The organism is Methylophaga sp., from assembly GCF_009711715.1.
Taxonomy (GTDB): Bacteria; Pseudomonadota; Gammaproteobacteria; order Nitrosococcales; family Methylophagaceae; genus Methylophaga.
Window position 1 is genome coordinate 331,662 of sequence record NZ_VENF01000004.1, and the last position, 24,769, is coordinate 356,430.

Consider the following 24,769-nt stretch of genomic DNA (forward strand, 5'->3'; position numbering starts at 1 on the left):
CGATCTGGGTCACCAGCCTTTAGCCCACGGGCTCAATGAATGCCTTTTGAGGTCAGCACAATCATTTTCTCGATCTGCATATCATGCATGGTGTAGGGCACGCCGCCGGTACCGAGCCCTGAATGCTTGAGTCCGGCAAACGGCATCCAGTCAACGCGGAAGGCCGTGTGCTCATTAATCATCACCGCCGAGGCATCCAGTCTGTCTGCAGCCAGCATCGCTGTGTCGATATTGCGGCTGTACACCGAGGCCTGGAAGGCAAACTCTAGACCGTTGGCTTTATTGATGGCTTGTTCAATATCATCCACCGGGTAGACGCAGACTACCGGGCCGAATACTTCTTCATTAGAGACTTTCGCTGTGGCCGGTGGGTCGAATAGCACAGTCGGTGCATAGCAGTTGAAGGGCAGGGTCTGACCACCACAGAGTAGTTCGCCGCCTTTATCCACCGCTTCCTGAACCCAGGACGCAATCCGGTTCAGTTCGCTTTTATTAATAATCGGGCCGACATCGGTTTTGTCTGACAGCGGATCGCCGACTGTCATCTTATCGGCGGCGTCGGCCAGCTTTTCAGCCAGCTCGCGGGCAACACTGCGCTCGGCATAAATGCGCTGAACCGAGACACAGACCTGGCCGGCATGGTAAAAGCTGCCTTTGGCCAAACCCGGTAGTGCCGTATCAAGATTGGCATCTTCAGCGACAATCACCGGCGCCACGCCGCCATGTTCCAGCGCACATCGGGCACCGGGTGCCAGTTTCGAGCGCAGGTGCCAGCCTACTCTGGCGCTGCCGATAAAGCTTAGAAACGCGACCCGGGAATCGGTGGCGAGGTATTCCGCCAGATGATGATCCTGGGTCAGTAATGCCTGGCACCATTCCGGCGGCAGTCCGGCACGGTGAAAAATTTCCACCAGGCGGTAACAGGACAGCGGTGTTTTTTCGGCCGGCTTGACGATCACCGGACAACCACTGGCAATGGCCGGGCCTACCTGATGAGCAATCAGGTTCAGCGGATGATTGAATGCGCTGATCGCCACCACAACACCGATAGGTTCCTTGCGCATCATGGTCAGGCGATGTTGAGATGCCGGGTTGATACCCATAGGGACAGTGGCAGGCGCATCGTTTCTGAGTACATCGACACAGGCGCGCAGGCTGTCGATACAACGGGCCATTTCTACATTGGAATCCGCCAGAGGCTTACCGCCTTCCTCAGCCGCGCCGACAGCCAGCAGTTCGGCCTGGTCTTTCATCATCGCGATGGCTTTTTCCAGTATTTCGATGCGCTCGACGGTCGACAGCCATTTACTGCGGTCGCGAAACAGGCCGTAAGCCGTGTCCAGCGCCTGGTCAATATCAGCCTGGTTAGCCTGATCGACGGTACCGATAAGTTGATCATTGTAAGGTGAATAAACTTCCGCTTTATCAGCATCAGATTTGGAAAGTCCAGCGATCATCAACGGGAAGTGGGGTATGTTGCTCATTTGGGCTCTCCTTATAGAATGCAGATTTTTTGTTTCAATCCCTCGCTTAGAATTGAGTAATTCAGCGAATAGTCGACGGCCAGGTCAATCAGGTGAACACCCTTTGAATTGAGAGCGAAATCGAGCACCTTGGCAAATTCGGTATAACTGGCGGGACGATGTCCGGTCGCGCCATAGCTCTCAGCATATTTAACAAAATCCGGATTATTAAAGCTCAGACCGTAATTTTTGAAGCCCATCCCTTCCTGTTTCCAACGCACCATGCCATAAGCATTGTCGTTGAAAATCAGCACCACGAGATCCAGTCCCAGCCGCACCGCGGTTTCCATTTCCTGGGAGTTCATCATAAAGCCGCCATCACCGCAAACAGCCATGACCCGTTGCTCAGGGTGCAGCAATTTGGCTGTCATCGCGGTCGGCAGGCCGGCGCCCATGGTTGCTAGGGCATTATCAAGCAGAATGGAGTTGTAGTAATAACTGGGGTAATTGCGGGCAAACCAGATTTTGTAAACGCCGTTATCCAGCGCCAGGATATCTTCCTCTCCCATCGCTTCTCTGATGATTTGCACGGCGGCCTGCGGCAGAATGGGGAAACGCTCATCATCGCTGTATTTGGAAAGCCGTTCACGGACTTCCTGTTTGACCCGGTAATAGTAGGCAAAGTCCCAGTGCGGCTGTGGTGTCAGTCCGGCCCGCAGACGGTTGATCGAAGTGGCGATATCACCGACCACATCCAGTTGCGGGAAATAAACCGGATCGATTTCCGCCGCGTGGAAGTTGATGTGAATCACCTGGGCACCGCCGTCTTTCATAAAAAAGGGCGGCTTCTCAACTTCATCATGGCCGACATTGATAATCAGATCGGCACGTTCAATGGCGCAATGCAGAAAATCCGACTCTGACAGCGCTGCCGTGCCCAGGTAACTGTCATGCCGCTCGTCGATAACCCCTTTACCGAGCTGGGTATTAAAAAACGGAATGCCGGTATGCTCGACGAATTTGGTCAGCGCCACACTGGCGCGCTTACGGTTGGCACCAGCACCAATCAGTAACAATGGCATCGATGCTTCTTCAATCATTTTCAGCGCATGCTGAATGGTACGGTTATCGGCATCGGGCCGACGGATGGTTTCCACGGTGTAAATGCGCTCGTGAGCTTCTTCGGCGGCAATATCCTCCGGCAACTCGATATGGACCGCGCCCGGTCGTTCTTCCACCGCCACCCGAAAGGCTTCGCGCACAACAGCGGCGACGGTATTGCCATGCACCACCTGCTTGGTGAACTTGGTGATGGGCCGCATCATATTGACCACATCGACAATCTGGAACAGCGCCTGTTTACTGGCTTTGATGGGTTTCTGGCCGGTAATGATCAACATCGGCATGCCACCAAGCTGGGCATAGGCGGCTGGCGTCACCATATTGGTCGCTCCGGGACCCAGTGTGGACAGACAGACACCGGGCTTGCCGGTTAGCCGGCCGTAATTGGCGGCCATGAAGCCGGCGCCCTGTTCGTGTCGGGTAATAATCAGTTCTATCGATGAGTGCTGCAGCGAATCGACAAAGTCCAGATTCTCTTCGCCCGGTATTCCGAAAATATACTCGACCCCTTCGTTTTCCAGCGCTTTGACGAGCAGGTCAGATGTTTTCATGATGTGTCCTTATCGTTGTGTTGCAAGGTTCTCATCGATGCCGTTAAGTCGATTATATCGCCATGATTTGACTTGCGGCTATGGGTTTATGATGCCGATTTCAACCCGTCGGTTCATTGCCCTTCCGGCAGCGGTATCATTCGGTTGCAGCGGTTGATTATCCGCATATGCTTCAATCCGGAACTGGTCTTCCTGAAGACGGCGATCATCCAGCAAGGCATGCACCACTGAGGTGGCTCTGGCGCCGGAGAGTTCCCAGTTAGAGCGGTAGAGACCTGAGCGAAGCGGCACATTGTCAGTATGGCCGGCGACAACAAATTCCGTGGCCATATCAGCGAGGGCCTCAGCAATCTGTTCCAGTACCGGGGTAAAGCCCGGCTTTAAAGCGGCACTGCCGGACGGGAAAGAAGCCTGTTCATTGATTCGGATCAGTACGCGGTCCTGCAGGGTTTCCAGACTGATGAGCTCCTGATCCAGTGCCGGTTGCAACGCTTTTTGCAGGCGGTCGCGTATCGTGTTGGCTTTGGCAATGCGAAGCACGTCGGCATCTTCAGTTTCCAGTACTTCGCTGTCGGTGACCGAGGCCTGGCGGATGGACTCCACCGGGCTGGGGTTATCCGGTGTCGGTGAAAAGCGTTGTTGAATCACACTGGTGGCTTTGACGATATCTTCCGGTTCAGGCCTGTCCACACCGAAAGCATCTTCCATCGAGTTCACCACCATTTTGTATTTGAGGGCATCGATTTCCGCCATCGCCACCAACAGCACAAAAAAGCACAGCAATAACGTCATCAGATCGGCAAACGTGCCCATATAACGGGGAATAAGAATGTCTTTGGCCGCGGTACGGGGCCCGGGACGATCTGGATCCGGTTCAGCTACGCTCATAATACGAAGTATCGAATATTTCCTTCAGGCTAGCGTGTTTTGCCCTTTTGTCAAAATACAATCAGTTCAGTTCCGCTTTTTATAGCAGAATAAGCGTTTTGGCAGGCATCGGATCGGTGTCAATAAGCTGTGCTATGCTGATGAAAAGGAGGCAGGCATGACCGAATTCCTTGATGCGAAAACCATTTTTGTGCTCACAGGGATGTTTACCGGGCTCATCACAGTGGTGTTTTTTTCGATCCACAGGGGCGTCTATGCGGTAGTGAACGGGGTGTTATCCTTCGCCTGGGCCTATGGTTTTTTTACGCTTTTTGCACTGTTGTTGCTGATGCGGGGCATGGTTCATCCCCTGCTCAGTGTGGTGCTGGCCGATACGGCTTTATGCCTTGCCATTCTGATGGTAGCTGACGGGGTCAGCAAGCTCAAGAATCTGCCTGTCCAACGTGGCTTCTACCGGTGGTATCTCAGCTTCTGTCTGGTGGCCTTTATTTATTTTACCTTTCTTGCGCCGAGCTTTTCATCCCGGGTGATGGTGACGATACTCTGCACGGTCGTTATTTTCAGCTGGGTGCTGATGATGCTCAGTCGCCAACCGTTCAGGACGTGGCGTCTGGGCGAGTGGATTGTTTCGGTGTCGTTACTGTTTTCAGTGGTGGCAGCTATTCTGCGAGCGCTAACGGCCATGTTGGATAGCGAAGCTCCGACGGCCATGTCGATATTGAGCTATCAGGGGGTGCAGGCGCATTATCTGACCATCAATTTGCTGGCGACCGTGTTTATCGCCTTCGGTCTGATTGTGATGACCCAGGACAACCTGAGGCGGGATTTGGAGCGACTGGCTTCCTATGATGCACTGACCGGGGTGCTGACCCGCCGCGTGATTCTCGATCTGCTCGATAAATCCATGGCCAAAGTGTCACGTACCGGTCAGCCTCTAGCGGTGATGATGATCGATCTGGATCACTTTAAACGCATCAATGACAATTACGGCCACAGTGTGGGGGACAGGGTGCTGGCAAAAATCATTGCCGCAGTAGAGAGTGTGCTGCGCAAAGATACTTACATCGGCCGTTACGGTGGTGAGGAGTTCCTGATTGTGATGCCCGACACCAGTCATGAGCAGCTACTGGAAGTCAGTGAGCGGATCCGGCAGGCAGCAGCCAAAACACTGATTCGTGATCAGCAGAGCACCATTCAATGCACCATCAGCATTGGTGCCCTGATTATCCATGGCGGGAATGTTGACAGTCTTTCCGACCCGGTAACCCAGGCTGATAAAGCACTGTATCAGGCCAAGCAGCAGGGAAGAAATCAGGTGGTTATCGCCGGAGCACCGCCTCACCCTTCAACCCTTAAAACGGAGTCGACATAAAAGCTGCAGGCGTGCATATAATGACCAATGGCTCAGGCAGGAGCTCAGCATGGCGATATCAATGCCCCGAAGCGCTAAACGTTCAATAGTCAGTTGATGCAAGCAAATATTTCTACCAGAGTCGCTTTTTACAGCATCCTGACCGTGTTGGCAGTCATGCTTTTTATCGCCGCAGCTTATGTCAATCACAGTCTGGTCCAGAAATACCGGGCCGAATTACTGAACGACACCCGCACCCATCTTAGTCTTTATCACAATCGCCTGTTTACCAACCTGCAGAATCATATCCAGATAGTCAGAGGCCTGCCGGGCCTGTTTGCGATTAATCCTGATCTAACCCAGGAGCAATATGCCCGCGCTGTGGCCCATCTGGTGAACAGCGAATCAGAGATACGAAATATTGCGGCAGCGCCAGATATGGTGATTCGCTATATGTATCCCATGGAGGGTAATGAAGCCGCGCTCGGCCTTGATTACAGTCAGGAGCCGAGTCAGTTCGAGGCAGCAGACCGTGCCCGGCGCACCGGTAACCTGGTGTTGGCAGGACCGGTAGCGTTGAAACAGGGGGGAATGGGGTTAATCACGCGGATCCCGGTTTTTTTGCAGCGTGAAGACAATGATGAGGTCTATTTTTGGGGGCTGGTATCGGCCGTTATCGATATTCAACGCTTTTTTGAGAAAAGTGGTCTGCTTGATGACCAGATGCCGATCAATCTGGCTATCCGCGGCGCAGACAGTCTCGGCCGTCTGGGTGAGGTGTTTTACGGTGATCCGGCGCTGTTTGATGACAACAGTCTGATCCAGACCCTGAAACTGCCTGAAGGAGAATGGCTTTTGGCTGCGGAACCGGTCGATGGCTGGTCGCAGTTGCCGCCGAATTTCTGGCAGCAACGGATCCTGATTTACGGTGTGGCCTCCGCGCTGTTTTTATTACTGGCACTGTTTATCCGGTTTATTTTTGCGGCCTCGCTGGCCAATATCAAATTCCGTAATTTGATCGAAAGTTCACCGGTGCCTTATATGCTGCTTAACGAAAATAAGCAGATCAGTTTTATCAACCAGGCCTTTACCGATACCTACGGCTACGACCTGGAGGAAATCCAGTCAATGAACAGCTGGTGGGAAATGACCACACAGCCCAAGTATTACAGCCATGAATTCAGGCTATTTGCAATATAAGGTTGGACTGAGTATTTAAGTGAAAAATGGAACTGCCTCTGTTTTGTGCAAAACATGGTTGACAATTATCGTTTATGTAATGTACCGTTTTGTGCAAAACATGGTTGGAGGCCAAAATGTCAGAGTTTGCAGGTTCGGCTGCATCGCAAGCAGATTTTATTTGGAAAAATGCAGAAGATCTCTGGGGGGATTTTAAGCATACTGATTTCGGTAAGATCATTCTGCCATTTACTTTATTGCGTCGATTGGAGTGTGCTCTTGAATCTACTAGAGATGCGGTAAGAGAAGCTTACGATAACTTCAAGGATGCTGAAGTAGAGCTTGATCCGATATTACGTCAAACCGCAGGCTACCCATTCTACAATACATCTGAGTATTCGCTTTCAACACTTGGCAGCACGAAAACACGCCGAAATCTTGAAGATTACATCACACTCTTTTCCGATAATGCCAGAGCGATTTTTGAAGAGTTTGAGTTTGGTAACACAATAATTCGGCTTGAGAAAGCGGGATTGTTATACACCATTTGTAAGAACTTTGCAGGTATTGATTTGCACCCTAATGCCGTGCCTGACCGGGTGATGAGTAACATCTACGAGCATCTCATTCGCCGTTTCGGTGCGGAGGTTAACGAAGGTGCTGAAGACTTCATGACGCCTCGCGACATCGTACATTTAGCTACCGCGTTATTACTTGATCCTGATGATGCCTTGTTTGAGGAAAGCCCTGGCCTTATCCGCACTCTTTACGATCCTACTTGTGGTACAGGCGGATTTTTGACCGATGCTATGAACCATGCAGCCGATTACGGTAGTCATTATAAAATCCCACCTGTATTAGTTCCACATGGCCAAGAGCTAGAGCCGGAAACTCATGCTGTTTGTGTCGCGGGCATGTTGATCCGCCGACTTGAATCAGATCCTGGCCGTGACCTTTCTCAAAACATTCGTCAAGGTAGCACACTTTCTAATGATAAGTTCGTTGGTGAGCGCTTCCATTACTGCTTGTCCAATCCACCGTTTGGTAAAAAATGGGAAAAGGATAAGTCGGCTGTTGAACGAGAACATAAGCAAGGTGCATTAGGCCGTTTTGGGCCAGGATTACCACGTATTAACGACGGCTCTATGCTGTTTCTCATGCACCTAGCCAGCAAGCTAGAGCTACCCAAAAATGGCGGTGGACGCGCCGCTATCGTTTTATCCGGTTCTCCGTTATTTAATGGTGGCGCTGGCTCTGGCGAGTCTGAAATACGCCGCTGGTTGCTAGAAAATGACCTTGTTGAAGCAATTGTGGCACTACCAACGGATATTTTCTTTAGAACCAATATCGCTACATACCTGTGGATTTTATCCAATAAGAAAACCGAGAACCGTAAAGGTAAGGTCCAACTTATCAATGCAACCAATCTTTGGACGCCCATTAAAAACGAAGGCAACAAGCGCCGCATAGTGAGTGACGACCAGCGCCGTCAAATCTTGGATATTTATGCTGCGGCTGAAAATGACGAGCTTTCAAAAATGGTCGATTACCGCATATTTGGCTATCGTCGAATTAAAGTGCTGCGGCCACTGCGCATGAAACTGATGCTAGATAAACAAGGGCTATCAAATTTGGAATCTTCTGAGGTTTGGCAAAAACTATCGCCAGAACACCAATCATTTTGGCTTGCAGCCATTGAGCCGCATTTGAATGAAGCTAAGAAATATAGCTGGGCAGAAACCTTCGCAAAAGAAACAGTTAAAGACGCAGGAGCTAAATCGATGAAGGTTAAAGCTAACAAAACCTTTATCACTGCACTGGTAAACGCTTTTGGACAAAAAGATCCCGAAGCAGATCCTGTTATAAATGCTCAAGGTGAATTTGTTCCAGACACCGATTTAACTGATTACGAAAATGTGCCGTACTTAGATTCGATTCAAGATTACTTTGTCCGCGAAGTAATGCCGCATGTGCCGGACGCCTATATTGACGAAAGCTATACCGATGACAAGGACAAGCAGCTCGGTCGTGTAGGTTATGAAATCAACTTTAACCGCTTCTTCTACCAGTATCAGCCGCCTCGTAAGCTGCATGACATTGATGCTGAGTTGAAAAAGGTTGAAAACGAAATCGCAGCACTATTGGCTGAGGTGGCAACCGAATGAGTCACTACAAACCATACACTGCGTATAAAGAATCTGGCGTTGGATGGATTGAACCGATTCCAAAACATTGGGACATAGTTCGGATCAAAAGATTTACAACACTAAACACGGCGAGAACTTCTGAAGCTAGAGATAACATTCCCTATATAGGGTTAGAAGATGTTGAATCTGGATCTGGTAAATACGCACCAACAGAGAGTAACTCCCGGCAGTCTGATACCTCTACTGTAGGCGTTTTTTCTAAGGGCCAAGTTTTGTATGGAAAGCTAAGACCTTACCTTCGAAAAGCAATAATTACTGATTTTGACGGAGTGTGTTCTACTGAATTTCTTGCTTTACAACCTGATAGGGTTCTGCCTGAACTGCTTCAAAACTGGCTTCTATCACCCCATGTAACTCAGCAGATCGAGTCGACGTGTGAAGGCGCGAAGATGCCCCGTGCGGACTGGGAAGGTATTGGTAATATACTAATGCCTTTGCCACCGGTTGAAGAACAAATTGTAATTCGTGATAGAACCAGAGCAGAAGCCTCTCGTATTGACACACTCATTTCTAAGAAAGCTCGCTTCATTGAATTACTCAAAGAAAAGCGTCAGGCACTGATCACCCATGCAGTTACAAAAGGGCTGAACTCTGATGTGAAGATGAAGGATTCTGGCGTTGAATGGATTGGTGAAATACCGGAGCACTGGAAAATAGCTCAATTCAGGCGATTAGTATCCATTAAAAATGGTTCTGATCACAAAGATATAGAGGCTGAAAAAGGATTTCCTGTATACGGCTCTGGCGGTGTGTTTTCATACGCAACTAATTATATCTATGATGGTGAGTCGGTTTTATTAGGCAGGAAAGGCACAATAGACAAGCCACTGTATGTTAATGAAAAATTCTGGACTGTGGATACCATGTATTGGACACAAATCATGCCTAATGTAAACGGTAAGTTTTGTTATTACATTGCCAAGACAATTCCATTCGACTATTACGCTACAAACACTGCTCGTCCAAGTATGACGCAAACAGATTTAGGGTCACATTTGGTTGCATTTCCAGATCGCTCAGAGCAATCCCGTATAGCATCAGCGCTCGACTTCGAAACCACCCGAATCGACGAACTTATAAGTAAAACTCAAAAAAGCATAGACTTGCTCAAAGAGCGTCGTTCAGCTTTTATCACAGCGGCAGTGACTGGACAGATAGATTTACAAGGAGAACCCGCATGAACTCATCGGCTCATCAGGAAAAGCACTTTCAAAGCTATATCGTTGATCGGCTGGTCGAGCAAGGTTGGAAACTGGGTCATGCCAAATACTATGATAGCGATAGGGCGCTCTATCCTGAAGACCTTGAAAGCTGGATAAAGACTAGCGGCCAAGATGACAAGTGGGAAAAACTAGAGCGCTTAAACGGCACCAAAACTCTTGATGTTGTGATGGAGCGTCTAACCAAAGCACTGGAACAGCAAGGAACCGTTCAGGTACTGCGCCAAGGTTTCTCAATTGCTGGTTGCGGCCTGATTGAAATGACTGAAACAGCGCCAGAAGATAAGCGTAATCAGGCCGTCATTGAACGTTACAAAGCCAATATTCTTCGTGTTGTGCCCGAGCTGAAATATCACCCTGCGCGTGAGTTTGCGATTGATCTGGTTTTCTTCATCAATGGTCTGCCTGTGGCGACTGTTGAACTAAAGACTGACTTTACACAATCGGCTGAAGCTGCGATGGATCAGTATCGGCAAGATCGTTTGCCGCTTGACCCAAAAACCAAGCGTAAAGAGCCGTTATTAAGCTTTAAGCGAGGTGCAGTCGTGCACTTTGCTATGTCAGACTCCGAAATCATGATGGCTACCAAGCTAGATGGAGACAACACTTTCTTCCTTCCGTTCAATAAAGGCAACAATGGTCATGCAGGCAATCCACCTGGAGAAATCAAGCCCGATGGAACCCAAGAATATCCGGTGGCCTACTTCTGGGAGGATGTGTGCCAACCTGATGCCTGGCTAAGGGTCTTCCATAGCTTTGTGTATGTCGAAAAAAAGGATGCTGTGGATATTCAGGGAAATTGGTCCAAGAAGGAAACCTTGATCTTTCCACGTTTTCACCAATGGACAGCAGTGAATGAAATGCTGGCCGATGCTCGCACGAATGGTGCGGGAATGACTTATCTTGCCGACCATAGTGCTGGTTCTGGTAAAACCAGCACCATCTCATGGACGGCCCACGATTTGGTCAAGCTTCGGGAAGATAATGGCGATCCTGTGTTCAACAGCGTCATTATTGTGACCGACCGCAACGTGCTTGATAGCCAGCTCCAGGATGCGGTAAAACAAATCGATCATCAGTTTGGTGTGATTGCAGCGATTGACAGACAGAAGTCTTCCAAATCCAAAAGCAAGCAGCTCTCCGAAGCATTACTGGCTGGCACACCGATTATCGTGGTCACAATCCAGACATTTCCTTACGCGATGGAAGCCATCATCACCGACAAGAGCTTGAAGGGAAAGAGCTTTGCGGTGATTATTGATGAAGCACATAATTCTCAAACTGGTTCAACTGCAGCCAAGCTGCAAGCTGCTTTGGGTATGAGTGGGCATGGCAAAATGTCCAACATGACGGTGGATGAGTTATTGGAGCAACTGCAAAAGTCACGCGCTCGCCCTGATAATATTAGCTACTTTGCATTTACCGCCACACCAAAGCACTCCACTTTGATGTTGTTTGGTCGCCCTGCAGACCCTACCAAACCGCTGTCAGAGGACAATAAGCCGGAAGCCTTCCATACCTACACGATGCGGCAAGCTATCGAAGAGAAGTTTATTTTGGATGTGTTAAAAGGTTATGTGCCTTATAAGACGGCCTTCAATCTCTCCAAACAACTTGAAGACAACAAGCGGGTAAGCGGCAAGGCTGCCAAACGAGCCCTGGCCCAATGGATGGCATTACATCCGACCAATGTGACCCAGAAGGTACAGTTCATCATTGAACATTTCGTCAAGAACGTTGCACACCGTCTGGATAGCAAGGCTAAAGCAATGGTTGTCACCAGCTCCCGAGCTGCCGCCATTCGCTACAAAAAAGCCTTTGACCGCTATATTGAACAACATAGCGAGTATGGTTTTATCCATTCATTGGTTGCGTTCTCTGGCAAGATGACTAGCAAACAGGTCATGCATCAGGATGACGATGCTTTCAAAGATGATGTATTCATCGTGGATGAAAACGAGGAATTCACAGAGCAAAATATGAACCCGGAGGTACAAGGGCAGGATTTGCGCTTTGCTTTTGACCGCCCTGAATACAGGGTAATGCTGGTTGCCGACAAATTTCAGACCGGCTTTGACCAACCCAAGTTGGTGGCGATGTATGTCGATAAGAAAATCGCCAACCATGTAGAGATCGTGCAGACCTTTGCCCGCCTAAACCGAATGGCTCCTGGCAAGGATGAGGTTTTCATCATCGACTTTGTGAATGACCCTGAAAATGTCCGCCAAGCTTTTGCACTCTATGATGACGGCGCCCGCATTGACGAAGTGCAAGATCTCAACGTGGTTTATGAGATCAAAGATCGGCTCGATGAGCACGGACTTTATGATGCTAAGGATTTAGCCGCTTTCAAGGATGCACGTTTCAAGACCATCCGTGACATAACTCATACCAAATCGCCACAACACAAAGCCTTGTATGCAGCAACAAGCGGTGCGACCAACCTTTATAACGAAAAAATGAAGATGCTGCGTGACGGCATGGCAACATGGGAAGCAGCTTTTGAGAAGGCTCGCGCCAAAGGCGATGAAGCTGGCATGAAGTCTGCCGACCATCATCAAGATGAGTATGCCGAGCAAATCAAGGCTTTAATTGGATTCAAGTCTGACTTAGGCCGTTTCTGTCGTACCTACTCATACATCGCACAGCTTATTGATTTTGGAGATCCTGAACTGGAAAACTTCGCAGCATTCGCCAAATTGCTGCAAAAACGTCTGCTGCATGAAACACCAGAAAGTGTGGACTTGACTGGACTAGTTCTCACTGGATTTGACATCAAGTCCCGTCCTGATCAAGGAACTGATGATAATGAAACACCTGTGTTGAAACCAATTGGCCCTGGTAGTGGAGGTGTTACTGGAGATAAGCCGAAGTTCGTCAAAGAAATTATCGAACGGCTTAATAGTCTGTTTGGTGAGGCTACCCCCATACAAGATCAGGTAGCCTTCGTTAATCAAATTAAGTCGATTACTGGTGAAAGCGATGTGGTTATGGCCCAGGTGGAGAGTAATACCCGTGAACAAGCCATGAAAGGGAACTTGCCTGGTGCGGTTCAACAAGCTGTTGTTCGGGCACTCTCCAGTCATCAGAAACTAGCCACTCAAGTGCTTAAATCGGACCGTCAGGGCATGTCTGTGCTGGTTGACGTGGTTTATGAGATGCTGCGTGAAGGCAAAGACATAGACTTGGACATGGACTAAGTCGATGCTTGATCTGTTGAATCTGCCGGGAATCAAACCGGTAGATATGTACAAAGAAAGCAAGGCGCTCATTATTGTTGCGGTGCCAGAAGAGGTCGAAGTTCCCTTGTGCGAGGCCTGCAAGACTCCAATGCACAAACATGGAACACGCAAAAACAGATTCTCTGATACCCCGCTATATATGGAACCTGTTCGCCTTGAGATTCAGCGACCGCGCTTCCGATGTGAATCCTGCGGAAAGATGGCCATGCCAGAACTGAACTTTCTGGATGACAAGCGCAGATCCACCAAACGTCTGGTCGATGTAATCCGACAGCAATGTTTGAGCACTACTTTTCGGGCCTTGGCAGAGCAGACAGGCGTAGCAGTGAATACCGTAAAAAACGTTGCTCATGACCTGATTGAAGAACTTGAGCAGACTGTACGCTACGAAACTCCTGTAATTATGGGGATTGACGAAGTGAACCTGGCCGGTGGTTATCGATGCGTTATCACTAATCTGGCTACCAACAACGTCTTCGATATGCTTGAGCATCGTACCCAAGACCACCTGAAGCCGTTTTTTAAGGATTTGACAGATAGAGACAAGGTGGAATGGGTGTGCACAGATATGTGGCGTCCCTTTAAGCGCTCTTTTGCTCAGTACTTGCCCAATGCCAAGTTAGTTATCGACAAGTTCCATGTTGTCAAAATGGCATCAGAAGCCTTGGAGGATGAACGAAAAAAATACCAGGTCCAACTTGGTAAAAATGAACGAATTAACGTCAAAAAGTCCATACGGTGGCTTACTCTTAAACGTCCCCAGAATCTGACACCTGCCGAGCAGAAAGCCCTTATTATAGTTCGTGAACAAATACCAGAATTGGCAATTGCTTATGATTTTAAGGAAAGCTTCTTTGCAATCTATGATGAATTAGACAAACAGCAGGCTCAGAACGCTTTTGAAGCTTGGGAAAATAGCCTGCCTGACCAAGGTATGGAATCATTCAAAAAGTTGGTCAAGACGGTTCATAACCACTATGACGATATTTTTGCTTACTGGGATGCACCGTTCCCAATTACCAATGCCTACACCGAGGGTTTGAACGGACTGATCAAGATGTCCAACCGACTTGGTCGCGGCTATAGCTATGAGATCATTCGTGCAAAGACCCTGTATTCGGCAGAAGCTCGCAAGGTTGGTAGTGGCATTCGTTCAGGTCGTGGAAAGGTAGAATATGGGCCACATATTCCTACTCTCTTGAAGCAAGCAGAGAGTGGTGAACTTGATTAGGAGCATCCGAGCTAGAAATATTACTAAGAATTGATTTGGAGGCAACATGAAGCTGGTTAAGGTTCAAGCAACAAATTTTCGTTCCATAGAGGATAGTGGAGAATTCGAGGTTGGAGATTTAACCTGCCTTGTTGGAAAGAACGAGGCAGGTAAAACAGCTGTTTTACGGGCTATTCAAGGAATCCGGCCAACGGATTCATTTGAGTATGATCGTACTAGGGACTATCCGCGCCGTTACCTTAACAAGTTTGATGAGCGCCACCCTGACGGAGAATCTCCAGTCGCTCGAACTTGGTGGTCTCTGGATGATGATGACATAGCCGAGATTGAGGCTACGTTAGGGGATGATGTCCTTCAAAGCAGTCAAATTGAAGTTACCAGCTATATTGGTCGTAGCGGCAATACATGGTCAGTACATATTGACCAAAAAAAATGCCTTCGAAACCTTGAAGCTAGGAGCTCAATGAAAGCAGAAGATAAACTGCCAATTAAGGATTTCACAACAACCACAGACGCTCTTTCTACGCTCAAAGCGTTGGAGGAAAAAACAGAACCACAACAATCACTGATCACGATCTTGGAATCTTTCAGAGAAGGTTCAGCTATTCTCGCGGCAATTGATATTCTCTCTAAACGGATGCCTCGATTTTTTTACACATCCCACTTTGAGCGAATGTCTGGTGAACTGTCGCTTGACAAACTTGCTCAGGACAAAAAGCAAAACAATATTTCCGTAGGAGATCAGATCTTCCTAGATTTTCTTGAATATGCCGGTACCACTATTGAAGAGCTCCGAGATGCTCCAAAGTTGGAAGAGTTGATCGCTCAGTGTGAGGGGGCTTCCAATGATATAACAGACGAAATATTTGAGTTCTGGAGCCAAAACGAGGCTCTCGCGGTTGATATAACACTAAACGATGGACGACCGGATGATCCTCCACCTTTTAATTCTGGTCGGGTAGCAAAAATTCGTGTAGAGAACAAAAATCATCGAGTTACTGTTCCGCTCTCTGAGAGGAGCGCTGGATTTGTCTGGTTTTTCTCGTTTTTATCGCAGTTTAAGCAACTCAAGAAGCGAGCCGGAAAATCAATCATATTGCTCGACGAGCCGGGCTTAACTCTGCACGGTAAGGCACAATCTGATTTGCTACGTTATATTGAGAATAGGATTTTGCCGGATCACCAAGTTATCTACTCCACTCATTCCCCATTTATGGTTCCTGCCCAGCGCCTTTCTGATGTTCGAGTCGTAGAGGATGTTGTTGACTATTCTGACCCGCGCCGTCCTATTGTAAAAGGGACTAAGGTATCTGCCGATGTACTATCCGTAGATCGTGATACGCTTTTCCCGCTGCAGGCACATTTAGGCTATGAAATCACTCAGTCACTGTTTATTGGTAAGGATTGTGTTCTAGTCGAGGGACCATCCGACGTTGTTTATCTTCAAGTTATGTCACAGGCACTTCAGTCTCGAAATAGAGTGTATTTGGATCCGCGTTGGGCTATTTGCCCAACAGGTGGACTGGATAAAATCTCATCCTTTGCTTCGTTATTTGCCGGTAACAACCTCAACATAGTTGCTCTGTGTGATTATGGGAAGGGAGACAAGTCAAAGATAGAACGATTGCGGCAGAGTCAAATACTGACGACGGAGAAGGTACTCACAGCAGCTGATTTTACCGATAAATCCGAAAGCGACATTGAGGATCTTTTCGATGTGAATTTTTTCTGCAACCTTGTCAATTTAGCCCTTAACTTAAACAAGAAACAACAAATCTCGCCAAAGTCTGTCGCTGATGCAGAACCAAATACTGAGCGTCTAGTCAAGCAGGTAGAAGCAGCGTGTCGAACACTACCACCAGAAACTCCTGAATTCGGGCACTTTATTCCTGCAGATTGGTTACTACGCCATCCAGACCTACTTGATGGGGATACGCCAGAGGTTAATGAATCTTTAGATCGTTTTGAAGCCGCTTTCAAGGCGATCAACCAATTCTTGAGTTAGGTCGGGTGCTACCCCGATTCTACGGACGATTTAAAAACGGCTGCAAACTTAACATCGCGCCTTTGGCTCTATTTCATGAGCGCACATGCTACAAAGGATAAATTGATGGATATGGATGATTTGACACCCCGAATTACACCCGCACACTTAATGTCTTTCAAAGATCAGAATTTAGCAGATGAATTCCACCGTCGCTTGATAGAGTGGATAAATGATTTTCACCGGTCGTTAGATGATGAGCATGAGGTTGGAGCTAGGTTGGTCAACTTTGGCCAGTCTGTAACATTCCATATTGAAGATATTGGGTACTGGAATCCTTCGCTAATTTCATTCCAAGGAAAGAACGAGAATGGAGAACCTGTAGAGCTAGTTCAGCATGTTTCTCAGATCAGTATTTTGCTTATAGCTTTGAAGAGAGAGAATATAGAACAGCCCAAAAGACCTATTGGTTTCATGAGTTGGGAAGAATACGACGAGACGAAGTCATAACAAGCCTATACAGACGTACACTAACGCATCGGCTAATGAAACGTTGGGTCATACAGACAAATCTCATTTTAACGTTACTCAGTCTGGATTTAGCTCTTAATAATCCAACTCAGGCCGTGTACTAACATATTTTCATATTGACTAGTTTCTCATCACGTCTGGACATCGAATTTAAGCCAACCGAGACAGAGTTCCAACCAACCATGTTATCCCGTTGAATAGTTTTCTGACCTCAATTCCAACCTGAACATCAAGTGTGATGAATTATAAATTGGGAGTTATAAGACATGATTTCCAACCCTGTTTTGCAAATAGCCTTTATTTTGTGCATTAATTCAAAATAGCAGCGGATCACATGTTGTGAGTTAAGTTAATTTTATCTAAACTCAATCGCTCGCAATGGAGAGCACTCACAAAAGTACATTCAATTTTTTATTCTAAATTTATGTCGTCCACTTGTGAGTGCTTTCCGCCTTTTTACTCTACAGCTATAGCTTGTGTTATTTCAGACAGCCATCGAGTGAAGTTGAATATCTTTACTGGGCGGCTGACCAAAAAAGCGGCTGTATTCCCGACTAAATTGTGACACGCTGGAATAACCTACGTGCATACAAGCGGTGCTGACATCCATCATTTTTGACAGCATCAGATGTTTTGCCTCATACAGACGTAACTCTTTCTGAAACTGTAATGGGCTCATCGACGTTATTGCCTTAAAGTGATGATGGAATGACGATATGCTCATATTCACGCGCTCAGCCAGTTCATCGACTTTCATCGGTTCAGTAAAGTTTTCCTGCAACCAGGAAATGGCAGCCGAGACTTTTTGCAGATGGGAACCTGTAGTCGCAATCTGCACGACCAGTTTGCCGATATGACTTTGTAACAGGCGGATATAAATTTCTTCCATCACTAACGGAACCAGCAAGGTTGATACTTCTGTTTGAGCTGATAAACCAATTAAACGGGTAGCTGCTTCGATAATATGCGGATTAGCCTGACCAATAAAAATCGGTTTGGTGTGTGCGGTTTTAGGCAAACCGTAGGGAAACACCTTTAGTGCCGTTTCGGCCAGCTTTTGCTGATCCATATCGATAATCAAACACAAGTAGGGTTCATCTTCACTGGCCTGAATAATCTTGGCTGAGACCGGCACCTCCGTTGAATAAACAGCCATTCTGGAATCGTCATACTCGTAAACATCACTTCCGATAATGGCGCGTTTAGCGCCTTGAGCAATAATGCAGATACCGGGCTGGCTATTACCACGAACAGCGACTTCGTCAATTTTAGATACACGAAAAACGCGGACACCTGCGATAGGTAAATCAAACAAGCCATCGTGTGGAGCATAACGGCTAAGTAATTCAGCCAAAGGTTTTGTATTCATCAGGTCTATCTAAACAAGGAAAAGGGCAGCCAGAAACTGACTGCCCGTATAGGATTAGGCCGTTAATGATGCCATATCGATGACAAAACGGTAACGCACATCAGAACGTTCCATTCGCTCAAAGGCGGTATTAATTTCATCCATTTTGATCATTTCACATTCAGGCAGAATGTTCATTCGACCACAGAAATCCAGCATTTCCTGAGTTTCTTTGATACCACCAATTAATGAGCCCGCAATGCGGCGGCGACCGAAAACCATCGGCGCTGTGTTTGGCCCTTCAATAGGACCAATCTGACCGACCATAACCAGAGTGGCATCATTATCTAATAGTGGGATGTAAGGATTAAGATCATGATTTACTGGCACGGTATCGATAATCAGATCAAAACTGGAAGCGGCAGCCGCCATTGCGTCTTCATCTTTAGATACCAAGAAGTTATGAGCGCCCAGTTCTTGCGCATCGGCTTCTTTTTTCGGTGATGTACTGATGACTGTCACATCAGCACCTAAACCAACAGCGAGTTTAATGGCCATATGACCTAAACCGCCCATGCCAACGACACCTACACGGCTACCAGGTCCGACATTCCATTCTCTCAAAGGTGAATAAGTAGTGATACCTGCACATAATAATGGCGCGGCTTTAGCCAGATCCAGATTTTCTGGCAGGCGTAATACAAATTCTTCACGAACAACGATGTGTTTGGAGTAACCACCTTGTGTCATATCATTAGTAATACGGTCTGGTGAACCATATGTCAGTGTAAAAGTATTACGACAGTATTGTTCATGGTCGTTATGGCATTCATCACATTCCTGACAGCTATCGACCATACAGCCAACAGCGACATGATCACCGACGTTATATTTGCTGACATTGCTGCCAACGGCAGTCACACGGCCGACTATTTCATGACCTGGCACAACAGGGTATGAAGACCCACCCCAATCATTTCTGGCAACGTGTAAATCGGAGTGACACACACCGCAATAGAGGATTTCCATTGCTACATCATTATCGCGTAATTCTCTACGTTCAAAGTGATATGGGGCGAGCGGGGTATCGGAGGAATGAGCTGCGTAACCAACAGTTTTCATAGATGTAACTCCCTTAGATAAAAGAATTAGAGGTGAAAATACTATAGACGGAACGATGAGAAACCACTTGCCTAATACTACAGCCTTTATGTGTGTTTCTACGTAAATTAAATGCTATCGTTTTAGTCATCCCAGTAATAAACACGGGGTAACTTACCTGTGTATCTATAGTGACTCAGTCACATCCACAACGTTCCAGAAATGGACGTTTAGCTGCCGATAACACCACCATCATTTTTAGTAATCAGCACCGTTGTTGAGCGTGGGCGTGTTTTACCATCAGAAGCCGGGTAGCTTAATCCTGGATGCTGGATATTAACCCACATCGCTTTGTAATCAGGACTCCAGGTAATCCCGGTCAGTTCACAGCCTCTCGGTCCAACTAAAAAGCGTTTGATTTCCTGCGTTTGCGGGTTGGCACATAACACCTGATTACAGCCCATGTTTGCCATGAACGGATCGTCGTCATCATAGTCAGTCATAATCCACAAACGGCCATCCTGATCAAAGCCTAAACCATCAGGTGAGGAGAAAATATCTCCTTGAATATTACCGACTAAATGATCGGCTACTTTGTGACCTTCAGCATCAGTGGCGTCTGGCTTCTCACCTGCAATAACGAATAATGACCAGTTGAATGAGGTAGCTGCCGGATTGGCTTGCTCCTCCATGATTTTGATTATCTGACCATGACGATTATCAGGACGTGGGTTGGCGGCATTAACAGCAAATTCTTTGCCGCGTTTATTGTTGTTGGTCAGTGACACATAAACATCCAAATTGTGCGGATTCACTGTGGCCCATTCCGGACGGTCCATGGGTGTTGCACCTAATAGATCAGCCGCAGCCCGAGCATTAACTAAAACTTCAGCCTGGCTGGGGAAACCATTTTCTGCTGTTAGCCCTTCATTACCATGTACCAATGGTAACCAACGACCCGTGCCATCATCGTTAAAACGCCCCACATACAATGTGCCTTCATCCAATATGTCTTTATTATTGTGCATCTGGGTTTTATCAAAGCGTTGAGACGGTACGAATTTATAGACATATTCACCACGAGTATCGTCACCAGAGTAAAACGCCAACTGACCATTATCTGCCAGTGAAGGTGCTACACACTCGCGGCAGAAACGACCAAAGGCTGTGCGTTTAATGGGTTTGCTTTGCGGATCAAAAGGATCAATTTCGACGACCCAACCAAAACGATTAGGCTCGTTGACGTAACCCTGATGGGGCAGTGAAGCATCCGGTGTTGCATCAAAACGCGCATCAATCGTGCTCCAGCCATAATAATTGTCGTTTTTGTCATTAGAAATGCCATAACGGTGATGAGAGACACGAGACTGGTAATCTGTTTTGTCGTGATTGAAGAAATAGTTATGCCAATTTTCTTCACAGGCCAGATAGGTACCCCACGGAGTGAAACCATTCGAGCAATTATTCAAGGTGCCGATAATTTCATTGCCATCAGGATCAGCGACTGTTTTGAATAGGTCATGACCGGCTAAGGGACCGCTGGCCTGCATCGGTGTTAATGTTGAGATACGGCGGTTATAGAGTGAGGGGTAAACGCGTTGCCATTCACCGTGACTGTCTTTTTTCACTTCAATGACACTGACACCGTGAGCCGCTTGTTCTTTTTTGACATCGTCGGGCAAACGTTTGCCATTGCCATCATAAATCAATCCATCGGTATGGATGGTGGGATTAATGTATTCATGATTGATCACCATCAAGCCACGATTATTGTTGTCGGGAAAGGCAAAAAAGTGCATGCCATCATGGTTATCACCAGCCTGTTTCAGCTGTTCCTGCCAGGTATTACTGGCATCGGCTTTCCATTTTGTTGCTCCTGTTTCCACCGGATCACCCCAGGAGAAGAAGGCTTTTGCCTGATAGCCATCCGCGACCACGACTTCATCAAATAAGGGATCGGTACGTGGCTGAATAGGCTGAAAACCAATATATGGGGCTGGGGGGATGGCATTTTCACCGGCAAAGGCAAAACGACTACCCATGCTCAGTCCTAGAAAGCCTATAACGGCGGCATTTAAACTGCCTTTTAAAACATCACGGCGTGATAACGCCATTTTATCCAGGCTTTTTTGCTCGGTGCTGTTAATAATCTCATCATCATAAGATGCCAGGCGTTGATGAAAATCTGAGTGTGTCGGCTGTGTCATGGCGAGTTATCTTCTTTTAATGAATACGGTATTCAAAGGTGTTACGAACATTCGGTACAGGTACCGCTTTTCCGTTAACCATACGAGGCGCGTAACGAAAGGTTTTGGCAGCAGCTAATGATGGCCGTTCAAACATCGGATGACAGTCAGCCAATACCTCGGGAGACTCTACACGGCCTTGTTTGTTTACGGTATATCGAACAGTGCAATCACCTTCCAGACCTTTACGCAAAGCAGTTCTGGGATAGTCCGGTACCTGTTTTTCAATCGGTTTATAGTGTTCCACAGAAAATGTTTCAGTTGCTAGCTCGGATGGATTACTTTGTGTTTTTTGTGGCACATTTTGCTTATTACTACTTGTCAGTACTGGGCTGTCAGGCAACTTTTCTGCAGGTTTTTCTTGCTTTGTCGGTTGGCTGACAGGCGGAACCGGCTTGTCTTTAAGTGGTTTTATTTGCTTTTCTATTTTCTTTTTTACAGGTGTTTTTGGTGCGGGTTTTTCTATCGGTTTGGCTATGGGGTTTTCAACGCGTTTAAAGGCCAGTTCATTTTCAACAATACTTTGTTTAGGTTTAACTTTTGGCTCGATAACAGGTTCAGGTATAACCACCGGCTTTACCTCTTCGAACACGGCTTTTTTTACCGGCTGAGGAAGTTCGACCATGCGGATATTCACTGTTTTAACGACCGGTTCATGCTGAGTCACCGGTGTCCATGAGTGAAATAATAATGCGGCAATGGCAATATGAAACAAACCTACTTCAATTAATGCAGATTTGTTTATCTCAGAGGCAGTAAACGGTTTACTTAGATAAAGTGGATCACGCATAGCTAACTCAGGCATCGGGCGACTCCGTAATCAGGCCCACATCATCGATACCCACTTGCTGTAATGCGGCAATCGCTTTTACAACTGAAGCGTAATCCGTGGCTTTATCACCACGGATAAAAAATAGCAGCTTGTCATTCTGCTGTTTAATCTGCTCTATTTTTTCGACCATGTCATCCAAGCTGACTGCTTGATCTGAGCGGGATTGAATATCGACTTCTGAACCCACATTCCAGTAATAACTGCCATCAGCAACCACCGATAAAGTCAGAATCGTTTTCTGACTATCAGTGGGTAACGCTTCCGCTGCAACCTTAGGTAATTCAAGTTTAACGCCTTGTACCAGTAGCGGAGCTGTGACCATAAAAATCACTAACAACACCAGCATCACATCGATATAAGGCACCACATTCATTTCTGCCTTCAAGGCATGTTTAGCAACCGGTTTTCTTAGCATGACGACCTCACGCAGCCTTTGCCAATGGTGCTCTGTGCATCACTCGCTGTAATCGGGTGATGAACTCATTACCAAAATGATAATAAAGCGTACTGATAGCCCCGGCGCGTTTACTCAGCTGGTTATAAGCAACCACTGCCGGGATCGCTGCAAATAAGCCGATAGCGGTGGCAATCAGGGCTTCAGCAATACCCGGGGCCACGGTGTTTAATGTCGCTTGTTCAACCTGGGACAGGCCAATAAACGAGTTCATAATGCCCCAGACCGTACCGAACAAGCCGATGTAGGGGCTGACTGAACCAATGGTAGCCAGGTAAGAAAGACCTTTTTCAAGTTCGGCTTCCTGCTCGCCAATATTCACCAGCATGGCACGTTCTACATTTTCTACCTTTTCATCCTGCGGCATAGTGGCGATATGCTGATATTTCTCATACTCCTGCCAGCCAGCCTGAAATATGGCTGGAATCGCTTTGTGTAAAGTCGCTTTTGTTGTTGCTTCAGGTAATGACGTCATATCCGCCGTTTGTCTGAATTGCTGCTGAAACAGCTTATTTTGTTTCTCCAGACGACTTAATACATTTGAACGCCACAGGATCAGATACCAGCTTACCATCGATGCCAGTACTAAAATCAGCATCACAATTTTCACTAAAACGCTGGCATCACTGACCAGACCCCAAATAGTCATTTCATGCATTGCAGTTTCCATGATTGACTCCTTATTTGCTCAGTTTAGACAGGCCGAGTTGATCAGCAATCTCTGACCAGGGCACATATTTGAAGTTTTGATTTTCCAATGGCATGCGATTGCGTCCATCCTGAACAACTAACATGCCTTGCTGCCATGGTTGGCCAAAATTGACGCTACTGACATCCAGACCATCTGTTTCTGAAACACCATCAATGCCGGATGCTGTATTAAAGCCAATACGAAATACACCGCGATAAGTGAAGGGTGGCAGAGCATCAAGCACAACATAGCTATCATTGCCCTGACTGGATATCACTAGATAATCCTGTTTGTCGTTCTGATACAAACTGATCCCTTCGATATCGTCTTTCAGATGTTCACCGACAGGCATGACCTGAGTCATCACCGTAGATTGATCGGCACGGGCATCAAGTGTCCAGACTGCTCTGTTTTCTTCACCAATAAATAAACGATCATGTTTATCATCGGCCACACAGCCTTCAGGTTGCGTGGCAACTTTAAATTCACGGACCAGTTCACCGGCAATCTTGCCTTGTTTGTCCTGCATCTGATATTGGAAAAAGCGGCCGTCTTTATCATTCACAATGGTGTAGATATCACCTTGTTTATTTTTATACATACACAGGCCATAAATATCCTGTGCCGTGGTGCTAACTTCACCCATTTCAGTGACAAGACGACTTGCTGGATCGATGGCAAACACATGCAGTGAGTTATGATCACGATTGCTGGCAACCGCTAAATCAATCTGTTTACCATTGAAATGAAAACCATGACGGACATCGACATTATTCAGTCGTCCAACAGGCAAAAATTGCTGGGTTTTGCCTTTTAAATCATAAACAACTAAACCGCCTTGTTTATCCGTACCTAATACCAGACTTTGTTCCGGGTTGGCTTTGTTGACCCAGATAGCTGGATCATCAGCCGCATCGCCTAAGCTTGGTACAGCATCGGTTTGTATTGCTGGTTTAACCAGCGGGATAGGCGGGGGCGATGTCAGCGATGTATGCGTCCATGGGGTCCTAGGGATTTTGCCTCCAAATACTGCAAAAACCGTTGAAGGCCCCGTATTTACTGGCCTCCAAGCCACTATTAATTTTAATTTAGCTCGAGTTTCAGTATCTTCTTCGGCCTTTGGGTCAA

Annotated in this window: 18 protein-coding genes; 8 read left to right on the forward strand and 10 right to left on the reverse strand. The window is 47.1% G+C overall.

What is annotated here, in order from left to right; genetic code table 11:
- Positions 1-32: 32 nt before the first annotated feature.
- The 3 genes from FH755_RS04165 to FH755_RS04175 form a co-directional block, all read right to left on the reverse strand.
- Complete coding sequence (locus FH755_RS04165) at positions 33-1,484, reverse strand: aldehyde dehydrogenase family protein (RefSeq protein ID WP_292438950.1); 1,452 nt, start codon at positions 1,482-1,484, stop codon at positions 33-35.
- Positions 1,485-1,495: 11 nt separating this feature from the next.
- Positions 1,496-3,136 carry an acetolactate synthase large subunit gene (locus FH755_RS04170; RefSeq protein ID WP_292438952.1) on the reverse strand — a complete coding sequence of 547 codons (1,641 nt, stop codon included), beginning with the start codon at positions 3,134-3,136 and terminating at the stop codon, positions 1,496-1,498.
- Positions 3,137-3,214: 78 nt separating this feature from the next.
- Entirely contained in the window at positions 3,215-4,024 is an 810-nt protein-coding gene (locus FH755_RS04175) for a flagellar motor protein MotB (RefSeq protein ID WP_292438954.1), read from the reverse strand.
- Between the two features lie 157 nt (positions 4,025-4,181).
- Here FH755_RS04175 and FH755_RS04180 point away from each other — a divergent pair, with 157 nt between their 5' ends.
- The 8 genes from FH755_RS04180 (at position 4,182) to FH755_RS04215 (ending at position 16,948) form a co-directional block, all read left to right on the forward strand.
- Entirely contained in the window at positions 4,182-5,396 is a 1,215-nt protein-coding gene (locus FH755_RS04180) for a GGDEF domain-containing protein (RefSeq protein ID WP_292438956.1), read from the forward strand.
- Positions 5,397-5,492: 96 nt separating this feature from the next.
- On the forward strand, positions 5,493-6,575 hold the full coding sequence (locus FH755_RS04185; RefSeq protein WP_292438958.1) for a CHASE domain-containing protein: 1,083 nt from the start codon (positions 5,493-5,495) through the stop codon (positions 6,573-6,575).
- Positions 6,576-6,691: 116 nt separating this feature from the next.
- Positions 6,692-8,719: a class I SAM-dependent DNA methyltransferase gene (locus tag FH755_RS04190; protein ID WP_289284453.1), complete on the forward strand. Its 2,028-nt coding sequence runs from the start codon at positions 6,692-6,694 to the stop codon at positions 8,717-8,719.
- Positions 8,716-9,942 carry a restriction endonuclease subunit S gene (locus tag FH755_RS04195; protein WP_289282481.1) on the forward strand — a complete coding sequence of 409 codons (1,227 nt, stop codon included), beginning with the start codon at positions 8,716-8,718 and terminating at the stop codon, positions 9,940-9,942. The genes FH755_RS04190 and FH755_RS04195 overlap by 4 nt, the downstream gene beginning before the upstream one ends.
- Positions 9,939-13,181 carry a DEAD/DEAH box helicase family protein gene (locus tag FH755_RS04200; RefSeq protein ID WP_289284452.1) on the forward strand — a complete coding sequence of 1,081 codons (3,243 nt, stop codon included), beginning with the start codon at positions 9,939-9,941 and terminating at the stop codon, positions 13,179-13,181. The genes FH755_RS04195 and FH755_RS04200 overlap by 4 nt, the downstream gene beginning before the upstream one ends.
- A gap of 4 nt (positions 13,182-13,185) precedes the next feature.
- On the forward strand, positions 13,186-14,454 hold the full coding sequence (locus FH755_RS04205) for an ISL3 family transposase (RefSeq protein WP_289282477.1): 1,269 nt from the start codon (positions 13,186-13,188) through the stop codon (positions 14,452-14,454).
- A 46-nt stretch (positions 14,455-14,500) separates the two neighbouring features.
- Positions 14,501-16,459 (forward strand): AAA family ATPase, encoded by a 1,959-nt coding sequence (locus FH755_RS04210; protein ID WP_289284451.1) that lies wholly within the window; start codon positions 14,501-14,503, stop codon positions 16,457-16,459.
- Between the two features lie 105 nt (positions 16,460-16,564).
- Positions 16,565-16,948 (forward strand): DUF6173 family protein, encoded by a 384-nt coding sequence (locus FH755_RS04215; protein ID WP_289245433.1) that lies wholly within the window; start codon positions 16,565-16,567, stop codon positions 16,946-16,948.
- Between the two features lie 505 nt (positions 16,949-17,453).
- On the opposite strand, the gene FH755_RS04220 is transcribed toward FH755_RS04215, so the two are convergent.
- The 7 genes from FH755_RS04220 to FH755_RS04250 form a co-directional block, all read right to left on the reverse strand.
- Positions 17,454-18,338, reverse strand: a complete 885-nt coding sequence (locus FH755_RS04220; protein ID WP_289245434.1) for an AraC family transcriptional regulator — start codon at positions 18,336-18,338, stop codon at positions 17,454-17,456.
- 54 nt (positions 18,339-18,392) lie between these two features.
- Positions 18,393-19,439, reverse strand: coding sequence for an NAD(P)-dependent alcohol dehydrogenase (locus tag FH755_RS04225; RefSeq protein ID WP_007145105.1), 1,047 nt, complete (start codon positions 19,437-19,439; stop codon positions 18,393-18,395).
- A gap of 209 nt (positions 19,440-19,648) precedes the next feature.
- Complete coding sequence (locus FH755_RS04230; protein ID WP_289245435.1) at positions 19,649-21,625, reverse strand: PhoX family phosphatase; 1,977 nt, start codon at positions 21,623-21,625, stop codon at positions 19,649-19,651.
- Positions 21,626-21,641: 16 nt separating this feature from the next.
- The gene (locus FH755_RS04235; RefSeq protein ID WP_284722676.1) at positions 21,642-22,469 is read right to left on the reverse strand and encodes a TonB family protein; all 828 of its coding nucleotides are present in this window, start codon (positions 22,467-22,469) and stop codon (positions 21,642-21,644) included.
- Positions 22,462-22,911 (reverse strand): protein TolR, encoded by a 450-nt coding sequence (gene tolR / locus FH755_RS04240; RefSeq protein WP_284722677.1) that lies wholly within the window; start codon positions 22,909-22,911, stop codon positions 22,462-22,464. The genes FH755_RS04235 and tolR overlap by 8 nt, the downstream gene beginning before the upstream one ends.
- Before the next feature lie 7 nt (positions 22,912-22,918).
- Positions 22,919-23,620 carry a protein TolQ gene (gene tolQ / locus FH755_RS04245; RefSeq protein WP_007145101.1) on the reverse strand — a complete coding sequence of 234 codons (702 nt, stop codon included), beginning with the start codon at positions 23,618-23,620 and terminating at the stop codon, positions 22,919-22,921.
- A gap of 10 nt (positions 23,621-23,630) precedes the next feature.
- The coding region (locus tag FH755_RS04250; protein ID WP_292438960.1) for a phytase at positions 23,631-24,769 on the reverse strand (1,139 nt) is incomplete at its 5' end.

Coding starts and splice junctions, on each gene's coding strand:
- FH755_RS04165 (WP_292438950.1), bottom strand. CDS start 1,484: ATGAGCAACATACCCCACTTCCCGTTGATGATCGCTGGACTTTCCAAA.
- FH755_RS04170 (WP_292438952.1), bottom strand. CDS start 3,136: ATGAAAACATCTGACCTGCTCGTCAAAGCGCTGGAAAACGAAGGGGTC.
- FH755_RS04175 (WP_292438954.1), bottom strand. CDS start 4,024: ATGAGCGTAGCTGAACCGGATCCAGATCGTCCCGGGCCCCGTACCGCG.
- FH755_RS04180 (WP_292438956.1), top strand. CDS start 4,182: ATGACCGAATTCCTTGATGCGAAAACCATTTTTGTGCTCACAGGGATG.
- FH755_RS04185 (WP_292438958.1), top strand. CDS start 5,493: ATGCAAGCAAATATTTCTACCAGAGTCGCTTTTTACAGCATCCTGACC.
- FH755_RS04190 (WP_289284453.1), top strand. CDS start 6,692: ATGTCAGAGTTTGCAGGTTCGGCTGCATCGCAAGCAGATTTTATTTGG.
- FH755_RS04195 (WP_289282481.1), top strand. CDS start 8,716: ATGAGTCACTACAAACCATACACTGCGTATAAAGAATCTGGCGTTGGA.
- FH755_RS04200 (WP_289284452.1), top strand. CDS start 9,939: ATGAACTCATCGGCTCATCAGGAAAAGCACTTTCAAAGCTATATCGTT.
- FH755_RS04205 (WP_289282477.1), top strand. CDS start 13,186: ATGCTTGATCTGTTGAATCTGCCGGGAATCAAACCGGTAGATATGTAC.
- FH755_RS04210 (WP_289284451.1), top strand. CDS start 14,501: ATGAAGCTGGTTAAGGTTCAAGCAACAAATTTTCGTTCCATAGAGGAT.
- FH755_RS04215 (WP_289245433.1), top strand. CDS start 16,565: ATGGATATGGATGATTTGACACCCCGAATTACACCCGCACACTTAATG.
- FH755_RS04220 (WP_289245434.1), bottom strand. CDS start 18,338: ATGAATACAAAACCTTTGGCTGAATTACTTAGCCGTTATGCTCCACAC.
- FH755_RS04225 (WP_007145105.1), bottom strand. CDS start 19,439: ATGAAAACTGTTGGTTACGCAGCTCATTCCTCCGATACCCCGCTCGCC.
- FH755_RS04230 (WP_289245435.1), bottom strand. CDS start 21,625: ATGACACAGCCGACACACTCAGATTTTCATCAACGCCTGGCATCTTAT.
- FH755_RS04235 (WP_284722676.1), bottom strand. CDS start 22,469: ATGCCTGAGTTAGCTATGCGTGATCCACTTTATCTAAGTAAACCGTTT.
- tolR (WP_284722677.1), bottom strand. CDS start 22,911: ATGCTAAGAAAACCGGTTGCTAAACATGCCTTGAAGGCAGAAATGAAT.
- tolQ (WP_007145101.1), bottom strand. CDS start 23,620: ATGGAAACTGCAATGCATGAAATGACTATTTGGGGTCTGGTCAGTGAT.